Genomic DNA, 13235 nt, shown 5'->3' on the forward strand with positions numbered 1-13235 from the left:
TTTCTTTTTGCTATTGACTAAACTAATTCCCACCTGCAGCGACGGTCGATTCCCGGACGATCAGCTCGGGGTCGATGTGCATGCTGGCGGCGCGCTTCATTTTGCCGGAGATGCGGCCCAGCAGCATGTCGGCTGCGGCCAGTGCGATGCGGTCCGCCGGCTGGCGGACGGTCGTAAGATGCGGGCGCAGTTTGGAGGCGATATAATGATCGTCATATCCGACGATCGAGACTTGCCCGGGCACGGAGAGCCCACTCTCCTGCAAGGCGTTGATTACGCCGAGAGCGATATGGTCGTCACCGGCGAAGATGGCGGAGGGCAGATCGTCCTCTGCGAGCCAGCGCTTGCAGGTATCGTAGCCGGAAGCAATCTCGAATTCGCCGTGCACGACTTCGAATGGGGTAAGCCCGCTGTCTTGAAGTGCCTGGAGAAATCCACTGCGTCGTTCCCGTGTACTGCGGAACATTTCCTGCCCGCAAATATGGGCAATCGAAGTATGACCCAGCTCCAGCAAGTGGTTCGTTGCTGCGTAACCTCCCTTATAATTGTCGATCGTAACCGAGTAAGCGTCGTTCTCTGGAAGCTGGTTATCGATCAACACATAAGGGATGCCACGGCGCTTCAACTCCAGGATATACTTGCTCTCTTCCATCGGAGAGAGGAGAATCAGGCCGTCGACCCGATCCTCCTGGAACAGATAATGACTCTCATCCGATTCCATGCCGGTAGACACGGAGACGGCCAGGAAATATCCCTGCATAGCCAGAATTTCGTTAAGCTCCTTGACGACGGCGTCAAAGAAGGAGTCTTGAAGCGTCGTAACGATCAAACCGATAATTCCCGTCTTTCCTCGGGCCAGACTGCGCGCGGCGGCACTAGGCTGATAATCGAGCTCCTTGATCGCTTCCAGCACTTTTTGGCGATTTTTCTCCCGTACAGTTTCTGCTCCGTTTAATACACGCGATACAGTTACTACGGACAGGCCGGATTTTTTGGCAACATCAAAAATGCTTACCTTCATCTGCATTCTCCTTGCGTGCATTATTCCATCAATATGGCTTATCTCTTAATAATATCAGTTACTTTCTTCTGAATCACCGGCATAACCTCTTCTACAGTCTTATGTCCGGTCTCAATCGGCTGCATCTCGTTGATGAACATATCATTGATTTGCGAGTAGTTCGTAACCAGGTGGTTGAACGATTCAAAGCCGTATTTCACAGCGCCCTCGTACACATTTTTAATATCCTGCGGATCAATTCCTTCAAAGTGCTTATAATAGACCTCAGCCGCTTCCGTGTTCACCGGTGGATTGCCGCCGCTCAGATCAATCGATTTCTCCTGAATGTCGGCGCGGATCAGATACTTGATCCATTCAAACGCTTCCTTCGGATGCTTGGAATCTTTCAGAATGAACAGTGGATCGACGTACAAGGTACTGCGGACCTTGTCATTTCCGCCCCAAGGCACAGCAGCTACACCGATATTGAACGGAAAATCATTCGCGCCAGCCAGGTTCCATGAACCACCAACAGACATGCCGATTTTTCCGGCAACGAATGGATCGCCGTTCTGCCCGGCTACGCTTTTACTCCATTCTGAAGTTGGGGATACTTTATCCTTGAAGATCAAGTCGAATAATTTGTTATAGGCTGCCATAACTTCTGGAGTGTCAAAATAAGTCTCCGAAGGTACTCCGCCATTGGTCCATGTATCTGCGGAATAAGGATCGGCCCCGAAATAGAGCGGGCGATTATCGCGTTCAGACCAGAAGAAGTCTAATCCGTATTGCGTCTTGGCGATATCATCGGAGATGACCGTCATCGGCCGCGCGTATTCGACCATTTTCTCGAAGGTCCAGTCTTTGTCTTCATAATCACTGGTTGGATAAGGCTGCTTGGCCTCATCGAACATATCCTTGTTGTATAGCATGAGTGTAACATACATGTTCAGCGGAATACCGTACACATGGTCATTGATCGTATAAATCTTTATCAAATTATCGGGAATGTTGTTCGCTTCGGCACTGAATCCGTCTTCCTTGATCAGATCCGTCAAATCGAGCAGCATTCCTTTGTTATAGTATTCTGCGAATCCGCCATATCCGTAATGGCTTGTCACGTCCGGAGATTTGCCTGCAGCGATCAGTGTTTGTAGCTTGCTGTCGAACTGCTCATAAGGTGCCTTATCCACTTTAACTTTGATATTCGGATGTTCTTTTTCGAAGTCGGGCACTAATTTCTCAACAAAGGTGCGGTCCTCCGAATCGATGGTGTAGTAGGTAATCGTTACCTGCTCATCCTTACTTCCGCCAGATTTGGACGAATTGTTGTCTGTACCTGGTGTTACCTCAGCAGCGGATTTGCCGCCGGAGCAGCCTGACAGTGCTATAACGGTAACGAAAATCAGAGTTAACAGGAAAACTGAGCTAAGTCGCAGCTTATTCATCATTATAAACGAACCCTCCAATTAAAGTAATATAATTAACCGTGCTTAGTAAGCAGATAAGCCCGTGTGCTTGGCATTATTTGATGCCCGTAAGCACAATTCCCTCAACGAATTGCTTCTGGGCGACGGCGAACAGGGTGACGATCGGGACCATCGCCAGCACGGAAGCGACCATAAGCAGATGCCACGGCGGGATGCGGAACCTGGAAGAAGTCAAGGAAGCCATCCCCACTGGCAGCGTGAAGCGTTCCGTGGAACTCAGGTACAGCACCGGCGCTAGCAGATCGTTCCAGCTGTAAATGAAGGCGAAGATCGCTACGGTCGCCAGGGCAGGGCCGGACAGCGGCAGGGCGATTTTGTACCACATCCGCAGTTCTCCACAGCCATCGATCCTACCGGCGTCGAACAAGTCCTCAGGCAGGGTCGAGAAGAATTGCCGCAGCAGAAAGATGTTATAGGCTGACCCGAAAAATGATGGAACAATTAATGGTAAAAAAGTATCGATCCAGTTCAGCTTGGAGAAGAAAATAAATTGCGGAATCATGATCGCCGGATACGGCAGCATCATCGTAGCCAGCAGCAGCATGAACCACAGCTGATTCCCTTTACCTCTATAACGTGAGAAACCATACGCTGCCAAAGCTGAAGAGATTAGTGTTCCGAACACAGTGACGACGCCGATAATCAGACTGTTCTTATACAGCGTGCCGAATTGCAGTGTGTCGAAGATTTCGGTGTAATTGCTCCATTGCCAGCTCTCCGGTAGAAAGGTCGGAGGGAACTTGAGCATTTCCCGCTTTGATTTCAGCGAGGTGGAGACCATAAAGAACAACGGAAGCAGCATGATAAAGGTCGTAATAATCAAGGTGATGAAACTGATGATTTGCGTAGTGCTTGCTTTACGTTTGGAGCCTGAGCCTGAAAAAGCGGCACGGCGTTTGGGTACCGGTACGGTGTTCATTTGCGTCCTCCTCCCTCATAGTGAACATAGCGGTCGGATGCTTTCATGATGAGCGCGGTACAGATCATAACGACGATCAGCAGTACCCAGGCCAGAGCCGAGGAGTAGCCAGCGCGATATTCTTTGAAAGCGCTTGTATATAAGTTGTAGACATAGAACCAGGTGGAGTAATTCGGTCCCCCTTGTGTCATAACATAGGCTTGCGTAAATACTTGGAAGGAATCAATGATGCTCATGATGAGTTGAAAGAGCAGTACCGGTGAGAGCATAGGAAGTGTGACATGGAGGAAGGTTTTGAAACGGCCGGCTCCGTCAAGTTTTGCAGCTTCGATTAGACTGGCAGGAACGCCCTGTAATCCGGCGAGGAACAGTATCATTCCCGTGCCTGCAGTCCATAAAGTCATAATAATCAAGGCGTACAGTGCAGTATCGGGGTTCATCAGCCAGGCAGGACCATGGATTCCGAACCAAGAGAGTATGTAGTTGAATAATCCGATCTGCGGGTTGAAGATCCAATACCATAGCAGGGACATCGCTACCCCTGAGACCATGCTCGGAAAATACATGGCGGTTCGGAAGAAGCCGCGGAAAGGAATCGTCTGATTCAGCAGCAGTGCAAATCCGAGCGCCAGCAGCAATTGAACAGGCACGCCTATAAAGGAATATTTCAGCGTGACGACTACGGATTTCCAGAACAGCTCGTTATGGAACATCTCGATGTAGTTAGCCAGCCCGACAAACCGGGGTGGATGGATAATGTCGTAATCCGTAAAGCTGTAATAAAGCGATGCCAAAATAGGGTAAAGCGCAAACACGAGGAAGCCGATCAGCCAGGGAGCGATGAATAAATACATATAGAAGGTTTGTCGCCGGCTTTCTTTAAAGGTCACAGCAGCACCAGCCTTTCACTTGTCTAAAGTTTAAGCGCTTTAATTTTTGCAGAGAAAGACATTGAAATAGTTCAGATATTTCGGGACAATTCTACAAATTAAATTAAAGCGCTATAACTTTATTGAGTTTTGATAACATCATCATAGTGGATTGTTCTTAAATTGGCAATAGTAATGTGATAAGTGATTAGATTAAAATTTAAACTTATTTTCCTAAGATATAGATGATAGATGCCGTTGTTCATTTGCACAATGAATTTCGTCTTTTAATCAATATAAATTTTGCGGACAAAGACCTATAATGAAAGCGTAACCAATATAAAAGATAGAAAAACAACCTAGGGAGGAACAGCAGATGGATGGATTTACGATCAGTTGGATTGGAGCGCTGGTAGGTCTCGCAATCGCAATCGTATTGATCTTGAGAAAGCTTAATCCTGTATACGCTTTATTTCTGGGGGCGATCGTCGGGGCTTTGATTGGTGAGGCTAATCTAGAGCAGACGATCAACGTACTTGTTAGCGGAACACAGAGCGTTATGGGCACCGTCATTCGTGTGTTGGCAGCGGGTGTGTTGGCCGGTGTCATGATGGAATCCGGGGCGGCAGAGACGATCGCCCAGGCAATCGTTAAGAAATTTGGCGGTGGAAAGGCGATATTGGCTCTAGCGCTTGCTACTATGATTATTACAGCGGTTGGGGTATTTATTCCGGTTGCCGTATTAATCGTAGCGCCTATCGCACTGTCCGTCGGCAATAAGATGGGCATCTCCAAGCTTGCCTTGTTGCTTGCGCTTTCGGGCGGAGGGAAGGCGGGTAATATTATATCTCCGAACCCAAATACGATTGCCGCCGCACGTGGGTTTGGATTAGACTTAAGTGATGTTATGATCGCGGGTTTTGTTCCGGCTATTTTTGGACTTGTTGTAACCGTTATTGTGGCTTCGCTCTTGAAACGCAAAGGAGTTATGGTAAGCGACGCAGAGGCGGTTCAGGATACCGAGATTGACACTTCGAAGTATCCGCCGCTTAAGAAGGCCATCGTTGCGCCGCTTGTAGCTGTCATATTATTGATGATTAACCCGATCGGTTCGATCGCTGGAATCGATGCGTTGTCTAGCTTCAAGGTTGACGCGATGTACATTTTGCCGATTGCCGGGGTTGTTGGCATGCTGGCGATGGGACAAGGCAAGCACATTCTGAAATATACGGCATCCGGACTGAATAAGATGACAGCGACGGTGCTGATTCTGATCGGTGCCGGCGGGATCGCGGGGCTTATCTCCGCTTCCGACCTGTCTACTCAGGTTGTGTCTTTGATTGAGGCTTCAGGGATCTCGGGAACATTCCTGGCTCCGATCTCAGGTGTTCTTATGGCTGCCGCTACAGCTTCGACTTCTACTGGAGTTATACTCGCTACCGGTTCGTTCGGTCAAGCGATCCTCGATATGGGAACGGCTCCGATGGCTGCCGCCGTTATGGTGCATACCGGGGCGACCGTGATCGACTCCTTGCCACAGGGTAACTACTTCCACGTTACCGCAGGCAGCATGAATATGAGTATTAAACAGCGGATGGGGCTAATTCCTTATGAAGCGATTGTCGGCGGGACGATGACTATTGTAGCAACTTTAATGTATGGATTCTTGCTATAAGTGCGTGTTCAAAAAGTATGGTTTTCAGCACAGAGAACCTTTTTAATATACTGGGTGGGGTGAGAGAGTGATGGAGAAGACATTTGTATTAGCGCCGGATTCATTCAAAGAGAGCATGACGGCCAGGGAAGTATGCATCGCGATGGAGAAGGGGCTGCGGAAGGTGTATCCGCAGGCGAAATATATTCATGTTCCGATGGCGGATGGCGGCGAAGGGACGGTTCAATCGTTGGTTGATGCCAGTGGCGGGACGCTGTATGAGAAGGAAGTTACGGGTCCGCTGGGCCAGCCGGTTAAGGCCCAATTCGGGATACTTGGCGATGGAGTAACTGCAGCCATCGAGATGGCTTCGGCAAGTGGAATTCATCTGGTAACCAAAGAGACCAAGAACCCTCTTATCACAACGACTTATGGGACGGGAGAGCTTATTGCGGAATGTCTCGACCGTGGGGTACAGCAGATCATTATCGGGATCGGCGGGAGCGCCACGAATGATGGTGGCGCAGGTATGGCCGAAGCGTTAGGCGTGGAATTCCTTGATTCAGAAGGGAAAAGTATACCGCGCGGCGGCGGCGGGCTAGACAAGCTAGCCACGATCGATGTATCCAGGCTGGATCCGCGCCTGCAGGAGGTAAACTTAATCGTGGCCAGCGATGTCACAAATCCGCTATGCGGCGAGCATGGCGCATCGCGGGTGTTCGGCCCGCAGAAGGGAGCCACGCCGGAGATGGTGCTGCAGCTTGATAATAACCTGGCTCATTATGCCAAGGTGATCCAGCAGCAGCTTGGCAAGGACGTCCGTGACTATCCCGGCGCAGGCGCAGCCGGAGGGCTCGGAGCGGGCCTGCTTACTTTCACCCGTTCCACGATGCAGAAGGGCATTGAAATCGTGATTGAGCATACCGATTTGAAGAATAAGCTGGCTGAGGCCGATTATGTGTTCACTGGCGAAGGCGGTATCGACTTCCAGACGAAGTTCGGCAAGACGCCTTATGGAGTAGCCCAGGCAGCCAAGCAGCTCGGCAAGAAAGTCATTGCCGTGGCCGGCTATATCGGCGAAGGCATCGATACCCTCTACGATGAAGGGATTGATGCGGTATTTGGTATTGTACCGGGAGCTGCTGATTTGGAGAAGGTGCTGGCGGAAGGCGCGCAGAATGTGGAGCGTACCTGCGAGAATATCGGCAGATTGATCGCATTGAGTTCTAAATAAGGCAACCCTATAAAAAAATAAGAACCTTCATTTCCGCATGGATTGGATTTGAAGGTTCTTTTGCAATCAGTCGTAGGTTGTACACCGTACACCATATTGAGCTACACCTAGCGATACTTAACTATACAGCGCAAGCAAACTCTGGGTTAATTCGAACAGCTCGAGTATATTCCTCGGATCTTTTCCTGTAATCGTCTTGATCCGCTTGAGCCGGTACTGCAACGTGTTGCGGTGAATATTCAGCTGCTCAGAGGTGTTGGAGATGCTGCCATCCTGGTTGATGAAGACGCGCAGCGTCTCCAGCAGATCAGCCGTATCTTCAAGCTTGCTGACGATATTTCCATTCTCGTGCAAGCAGGTATTGCTTAGCTTGACGAGAAATTTCACTTCATCGTAATGAACGACTTTCTTCGAGAGATCGAGCGCTTGCCTTACATTCATTGCGCTCTTAGCTTGAGTATAGCTGGCAGCGATGCTCGCTTCGTGACGACCCGTTGCAATCAGGATATTCGGCTGCCCGGCAACCATTCGCTCAATAAAGCTGTCCACAGAGCCCTTGTCTTGAATCAGCAGCAGACGGGTGTCTTCATCGATCATGAAAGAGGGAACAAGCAGCAATAGCTTGGAGTACTCTTCATCCAATTTACAATTTTGAACGAGCAATGCCGTCGTTTTTAGCAGCAGATCGATTTTGTATTGCGCGGCTTCCTTTTGCAGCCTTTGGGAATAGGCTCCGGCATGACTTAGCAGACTTTCCAGGAAGGCTTTTTTGCGATTCGCTTCATCCTCCAGACTTTTCAGGGCAATTCCTTGCTCGATCAGAAGGGAGACAGTCGTCTTCACGATCCGGCAGAAAGGGCTAACTTCCTCGGGATTACCGCTAATTCCGATCACACCAACGCGTTTATGATTGATGACGATCGGTTCGTTGGTCCCTTGTTTTTCATAGTGTCCGTCCTTCCAGATTTTCACCATTTTCCCGCTTGTCAGCGCCTGAACCGCACCCTGGTGAACCGTACCGACCCTTGATGGATTTCCGCTTCCGATGATGATCCCTTCATGATTCATAATATTGATATTGTAAGGGATGTCCTTCATCATTTTATCGACAATTTCCTGAGCTTGCTCTCTGGAAAGCTGGAACAACATGAACTCCTCCTCTATGATGGGAATGATCAAAGCGAAAGCCAAAAATTGGATATATACATTGTGCAATTGAACGAAAGCTTTTGGTCAGATCATAGCATAACTAGCCTACATCGGACATGCATATATATCACAAGTATTTAGCGAAGATGATATAAATAAACGGGAAGGGATTATCGAACCTGGAAAAGTGTCAATTTATGGATGATAATGCGTGGCAGGCTAACTACCGTTATGATAAAGGTAGAAGTTCGTATCCAAGAAGTACGTTTTTCAGCACCGAGAAGGTTGGATGAAGCTAGGGTCTGAGGAGCGGAGCGTACGTAGTTTGTACGTGAGCACCGGAAGGCCCGGCTGAATTCAAGATTCGATGCCGAGTGGCTACCTGATTCACTTCGTGATCAAAAGCGGACTTTTTGAACAACCTCTAGAAGAAATAATATGAATATGTTTAAGTATTAGAGGATAGAGAGGTTCATCGAATGGAGATGTCGGTGCTAACGGAACTGTATGCTCTTATTGGCGTGGAAAAACATAGTTTTATTTTCTAACGGAACTGGAAGCGCTTAATTGGCTGAAAAGCGGTTGTTGACAGGCTGAAAGAGTCAAATAAGGTATGCTATTTCCGTTACATCCGAAAAGTGCTTGATTTCGTTCCAATAGCGCACTGTATTTCTGTTAGAGCTTGGGATGAGCAGCACGGGATGGTTGATTTTTATTGGCAAGACCCTCTGAACGATTGAGCGAACAGGAGAGCAATTGCCGCAGTTAACTGGAACAGATCCGCAGGAGAACCACAATAGAGATAAAAATGGGGGATACAAATGAACATCTTAATTATCGAGGATGATCCCAGTATTCAGATGCTGTTGAAATTGAGTCTGAAGGTCGAAGGGTTTCATCCTGTTGTTGCCGGGACGGTCGCAGCTGGTTTGAAGGAGCTTGAGGCTGGAGGCACAGATTTGATCCTGCTCGATTTAATGCTGCCAGATTGCTCAGGCTTCGAACTGCTTCAGGTACTACAGCAAAAGTATAAGACGGTACCCGTAATCGTGCTTACCGCCAAGAATGAAATGAACGACAAAATATTAGGCTTCCAGCTCGGAGCAGATGATTATTTGACCAAGCCTTTTGAGACCCGGGAACTCATTGAACGAATCAAGGCTGTTATGCGGCGAATGCAGAAAACGGTTACAACTTCCGAGACCATTCAAATCGGGATCATTGAGATAGATAAAAATGAACGCTCCTGTACGATCGCCGGGCAACCACTCAGGATGACCTACAAGGAGTTCGATTTCCTTTGGCTGCTCTGCAGCAATCCCAAGAAGGTGTTCACCCGCGAGGAACTGCTGGACCAGGTCTGGGGTTATGAATATTACGGTCAAACACGCTCCGTCGATATGATGGTGAAGCGCCTGCGTGAGAAGCTTAAGCCTCACGAGAATCTGGTGACAACCGTGCATGGGACAGGCTATAAACTGGAGGTATAGCAGATGGGGCTGCGCAACAAAATGTTCATTCAGCATGCGGTTACGATCGTTATGCTGCTTACAGCGATGTACTTTATCGTCACTTATACGCTTAATAAGAGCATGATCGAGAGCGATACCCAGTCACTGAACCAGTATTCTGCACTGCACCGGATCGAAGCTTTGAAAATCGTCAACGATCAGAAGATCGATATCGAGCAGTTGTTCTCAGGCAAGTACGCTCCCTTTATCGCTTCGCATCTGGGGTCCAGTATTAATTTTCAAGTACAACTGTTCGCGCCGGACGAGACCATCGTGGGAAGCAGCAGTGACAAAGAAAATTTGCTGAAGCGGGATGACATCAAGTCTGCTCTAGCTGGAGATACGGCAACGATTATTGCCGAGGGGGAGGGGACGAGATATTTAATTTATTCCGTCCCTTTTTGGTACGAGGGGAAAATTGTAGGCGGATTCCGTTATTTACTGGATCTTCATGAGAATATCGAGACGATGAATCAAATGCGTATCTGGTTTATTGGAGCAGCGCTGGGTTGCCTTGCCCTTTCTCTCCTGGCGAGCTATTCTTTCTCCTCTTTTCTGATGCGGCCTCTTCATGCGTTGAAGCAAGCGCTCAAGCTAGTGTCTATCGGCGATTTCAGCCGTAAGATCGAGGTGAACACCCAGGATGAAGTCGGCGAATTGGCGCGAGATTTCAACCATATGTCGGATGCACTGCGGCATCATATCGATATGCTCCATTATGAACAGGGTAAACAGAAAGCTTTTTACGATAACATTACTCATGAATTAAAGACGCCACTCACCTCCATTATTGGCTTCTCCGATCTGATGGCCAGGATAGATCGGCTGGAGGATGTTCAAGATTGCAATTTCTACATCCGCAAGGAGAGCACGCGCTTGTTGAACATGGTCGAAGATCTGCTGCAGACTTCACTTAAAGGCGAAGAAGCTTGGCGTATTGCGCTGGAACAGGCCGAGCTGGGCAATATTATCACGGACACCCTTCGCGTTCTTCAACCGACACTCAAGAAATCGAATATACTCACTTCGGTCAAAATATTGCCATGTACCGTCTACCTCGACCCTAAGCGGACGCAGCAGGTGCTGTTCAACCTTATCGATAACGCCATTAAGCACAGCGATTGCACGCTGCTTCATATCGAGCTTCTCCATGATGAACGCTGCGGCACCGTTCGTATTGTGGACAATGGCAAAGGTATATCCAAGCAAGAGGAAGCGATGCTGTTCTTGCCTACGGAGGAAAAGCAAGGGCGCGAGATCTCCGAGCATTCCCACGGCCTGGGATTGCCTATCTGCAAGCAGTTCATGGAACTTCAGGGAGGGAGCATATCCATGATCAGCGAAGTCGGGCAGGGCACAGAGGTAAAGCTGGAATTTTCAATCCATCCGCCAAATGTAAGCGCTGTTACAAAACTGATACAAAACTAAAATTTTTTTGATATAAGTGGAGGGTAAAGTTAATGCCAGAGGACAAGAAAGGGCTTTCATGGTTTCGCCTCATCCTGCTTCAGGTCATTATCGGATGCTTGCTTATTGGAATCTGTGCCTACTCCTTCCGGATTCCTGTCGACGTGGTCCAAATCGTTCCGCCTCAGCAAGATCAGTTTGAACGAATCTCAGGCGTTCCGATGCGTGTCGATATCACCTATCCGGGGCTGGGTACAGTTTCTATTGAAGATCCGAAGGAATTACTGAAATTGAAATCCTCATTCTCCGGACTTCTATCCGTCGGTAAACAGCGAGCACAGGCACAGACACCCAGACTGCTGCTGACGGGAAGAATGACTTACTTGGACCAGGAGGACATTCCATTTCAAGTAGAGACAGGTGCGTTCCAATTCGGTGACGAGTTGGTCAACTCCCTTGATGTAAGCGCCGGGATTCGCAAGCTACAGAGCACGCTAATCGATAAGATCCTGACCACCGTGATGATCGGTTCTGCGGTGCAGAACGGGAAGAACGATGTGTTCACGCTTGATGCCGGCAAGCTTATGCCTCTCTCACAAGCGGAGAGGAACGATCTTGCCGCGCAGATTACCGCGTCCACGCGTATTATCGACTTCAGTCACTTCACAGATCTGCAGCAGCCACCGGATGCACATTTTGTGATCCAGCTTAGCAGCGGTGAGCAGACGAGGAAGCACTGGATTCACCTGGATCGGTATAACAGCGCTTACTTCGTGGTTTACGACCTGTTGGATGAGACAAATCAAAGAGCCTATTTCAAGTTAAACGATACCTCATATTGAACATGAAGGGATGGTTTACCGAAATGGCGAGAAATAAAAGAAACAGCGGCTCAGTCATTATTTTATCGGTCATAGTTATCGTATTGGTAGCGGGGTTCTTTATGTACAAATCCGGAGTGTTTGGCGGGAAAGAAAAACAGAAGATTACCGTCTACTCCATCTTCCAGGAGGAAGAAGCGCGTAAAATACTAGACAAATTCAAGGCGGAGACCGGAATTGATTATGATATTCTGCGTCTACCTAGCGGTGAGGCTGTATCGCGGATCCAGAATGAAATGTCGAATCCGCAAGCCGACTTCCTAATGGGCGGCCCAGCCGACTCCCATCAGGTATTGAAGGAAGCAGGTTCGCTCGAAGCTTATGTATCACCGAATGCGTCCGATATTGCTGACAATATGAAGGACAAGGAAGGACACTGGACCGGCTTCTACCTGAATCCTGTGGCCATCGGTATTAACGAGAACCGCTGGAAGGAGAAGTATGGCGATGCTCCATACCCTCAATCCTTCAAGGAACTGACTGATCCGAAATTCAAAGGCGAAATCGGCATGTCCGACCCGGCGACCTCCGGTACGGCATATACAGCTGTAGCTTCTCTCGCCCAAGTGTGGGGCGATGATGAGATGCTGAATTATATGAAGGAGCTTCTGCCTAACTTGAAGGAAAGACCAAAGTCCGGGATTGAGCCGATTCAAAAAGCAGCCAAAGGTGAGTATACGATCGGGATTACGTTCCTTGGTGATCAATTGAAGATCAAGTATCAAGGCAATCCGATTACGAGCATTGTACCTGAAGCGGCCGGTTATGAAGTAGGCGCGTTGTCGATCGTGAAGAACGGCCCGAATACGGAAGCCGCAAAGAAGCTGATGGATTATATGCTTACGAAAGAACCGGGAGAAATATATACACAGTCTGCCTATGCGGTGTCTGTGAAGGATTCCGTGCCGATCCCAGAGGGCGGTATCGACATCAAATCAACGAATTACAACGCCTCCTATGACCTGTTGAAGGCTGCTGCGCAGCGCAAGGATTTGCAGAGTGCGTTGAAAGATTTGAAATAAGAGAGCCACTTAACATAGAAGGGGCACTGGACCTCCCGAAACAACCGATGTGTCCATGCCCCTAATAGAGGTAGTTCAAAAAGTCCGCTTTTGATCACG

The 13235-nt window shown here is 48.7% G+C and carries 11 protein-coding genes; 6 read left to right on the plus strand and 5 right to left on the minus strand.

The features are described 5' to 3' along the window. Nucleotides 1-22: 22 nt before the first annotated feature. The 4 genes from EI981_RS07190 to EI981_RS07205 all read right to left on the minus strand — a co-directional run bounded on the left by EI981_RS07190 (nt 23) and on the right by EI981_RS07205 (nt 4299). Entirely contained in the window at nt 23-1021 is a 999-nt protein-coding gene (locus EI981_RS07190; RefSeq protein WP_126996768.1) for a LacI family DNA-binding transcriptional regulator, read from the minus strand. Between the two features lie 38 nt (nt 1022-1059). Continuing rightward, the gene (locus EI981_RS07195) at nt 1060-2451 is read right to left on the minus strand and encodes an ABC transporter substrate-binding protein (RefSeq protein ID WP_126996770.1); all 1392 of its coding nucleotides are present in this window, start codon (nt 2449-2451) and stop codon (nt 1060-1062) included. Between the two features lie 73 nt (nt 2452-2524). After that, entirely contained in the window at nt 2525-3409 is an 885-nt protein-coding gene (locus tag EI981_RS07200) for a carbohydrate ABC transporter permease (protein WP_126996772.1), read from the minus strand. After that, nucleotides 3406-4299, minus strand: a complete 894-nt coding sequence (locus tag EI981_RS07205) for a carbohydrate ABC transporter permease (RefSeq protein ID WP_126996774.1) — start codon at nt 4297-4299, stop codon at nt 3406-3408. Before EI981_RS07205 ends, EI981_RS07200 begins: the two co-directional genes overlap by 4 nt. 355 nt (nt 4300-4654) lie before the next feature. Here EI981_RS07205 and EI981_RS07210 point away from each other — a divergent pair, with 355 nt between their 5' ends. Further along, a complete protein-coding gene (locus EI981_RS07210) occupies nt 4655-5953 on the plus strand; it encodes a GntP family permease (RefSeq protein WP_126996776.1) in 1299 nt (432 codons plus the stop codon). A 67-nt stretch (nt 5954-6020) separates the two neighbouring features. Continuing rightward, nucleotides 6021-7166, plus strand: coding sequence for a glycerate kinase family protein (locus tag EI981_RS07215; protein ID WP_126996778.1), 1146 nt, complete (start codon nt 6021-6023; stop codon nt 7164-7166). Nucleotides 7167-7283: 117 nt separating this feature from the next. On the opposite strand, the gene EI981_RS07220 is transcribed toward EI981_RS07215, so the two are convergent. Next, on the minus strand, nt 7284-8315 hold the full coding sequence (locus EI981_RS07220; RefSeq protein WP_193556437.1) for a CdaR family transcriptional regulator: 1032 nt from the start codon (nt 8313-8315) through the stop codon (nt 7284-7286). A gap of 821 nt (nt 8316-9136) precedes the next feature. On the opposite strand from EI981_RS07220, the gene EI981_RS07225 reads away from it, so the two are divergent. The 4 genes from EI981_RS07225 to EI981_RS07240 are packed head-to-tail and all read left to right on the plus strand — an operon-like array spanning nt 9137 to nt 13136. After that, the gene (locus tag EI981_RS07225; RefSeq protein ID WP_126996780.1) at nt 9137-9805 is read left to right on the plus strand and encodes a response regulator transcription factor; all 669 of its coding nucleotides are present in this window, start codon (nt 9137-9139) and stop codon (nt 9803-9805) included. Between the two features lie 3 nt (nt 9806-9808). Then, the gene (locus EI981_RS07230; protein WP_126996782.1) at nt 9809-11254 is read left to right on the plus strand and encodes a sensor histidine kinase; all 1446 of its coding nucleotides are present in this window, start codon (nt 9809-9811) and stop codon (nt 11252-11254) included. 32 nt (nt 11255-11286) lie between these two features. Further along, complete coding sequence (locus tag EI981_RS07235) at nt 11287-12075, plus strand: DUF3919 family protein (protein WP_126996784.1); 789 nt, start codon at nt 11287-11289, stop codon at nt 12073-12075. A 23-nt stretch (nt 12076-12098) separates the two neighbouring features. Beyond that, the gene (locus tag EI981_RS07240) at nt 12099-13136 is read left to right on the plus strand and encodes an ABC transporter substrate-binding protein (protein WP_162616121.1); all 1038 of its coding nucleotides are present in this window, start codon (nt 12099-12101) and stop codon (nt 13134-13136) included. Nucleotides 13137-13235 lie beyond the last annotated feature (99 nt).

The organism is Paenibacillus lutimineralis, assembly GCF_003991425.1.
GTDB lineage: Bacteria > Bacillota > Bacilli > Paenibacillales > Paenibacillaceae > Fontibacillus > Fontibacillus lutimineralis.

What these genes read in the sequence shown, in the direction of transcription:
- EI981_RS07190 (WP_126996768.1), bottom strand. Translation starts at nt 1,021, where the DNA reads ATGAAGGTAAGCATTTTTGATGTTGCCAAAAAATCCGGCCTGTCCGTA.
- EI981_RS07195 (WP_126996770.1), bottom strand. Translation starts at nt 2,451, where the DNA reads ATGATGAATAAGCTGCGACTTAGCTCAGTTTTCCTGTTAACTCTGATT.
- EI981_RS07200 (WP_126996772.1), bottom strand. Translation starts at nt 3,409, where the DNA reads ATGAACACCGTACCGGTACCCAAACGCCGTGCCGCTTTTTCAGGCTCA.
- EI981_RS07210 (WP_126996776.1), top strand. Translation starts at nt 4,655, where the DNA reads ATGGATGGATTTACGATCAGTTGGATTGGAGCGCTGGTAGGTCTCGCA.
- EI981_RS07220 (WP_193556437.1), bottom strand. Translation starts at nt 8,315, where the DNA reads ATGTTGTTCCAGCTTTCCAGAGAGCAAGCTCAGGAAATTGTCGATAAA.
- EI981_RS07225 (WP_126996780.1), top strand. Translation starts at nt 9,137, where the DNA reads ATGAACATCTTAATTATCGAGGATGATCCCAGTATTCAGATGCTGTTG.
- EI981_RS07230 (WP_126996782.1), top strand. Translation starts at nt 9,809, where the DNA reads ATGGGGCTGCGCAACAAAATGTTCATTCAGCATGCGGTTACGATCGTT.
- EI981_RS07235 (WP_126996784.1), top strand. Translation starts at nt 11,287, where the DNA reads ATGCCAGAGGACAAGAAAGGGCTTTCATGGTTTCGCCTCATCCTGCTT.
- EI981_RS07240 (WP_162616121.1), top strand. Translation starts at nt 12,099, where the DNA reads ATGGCGAGAAATAAAAGAAACAGCGGCTCAGTCATTATTTTATCGGTC.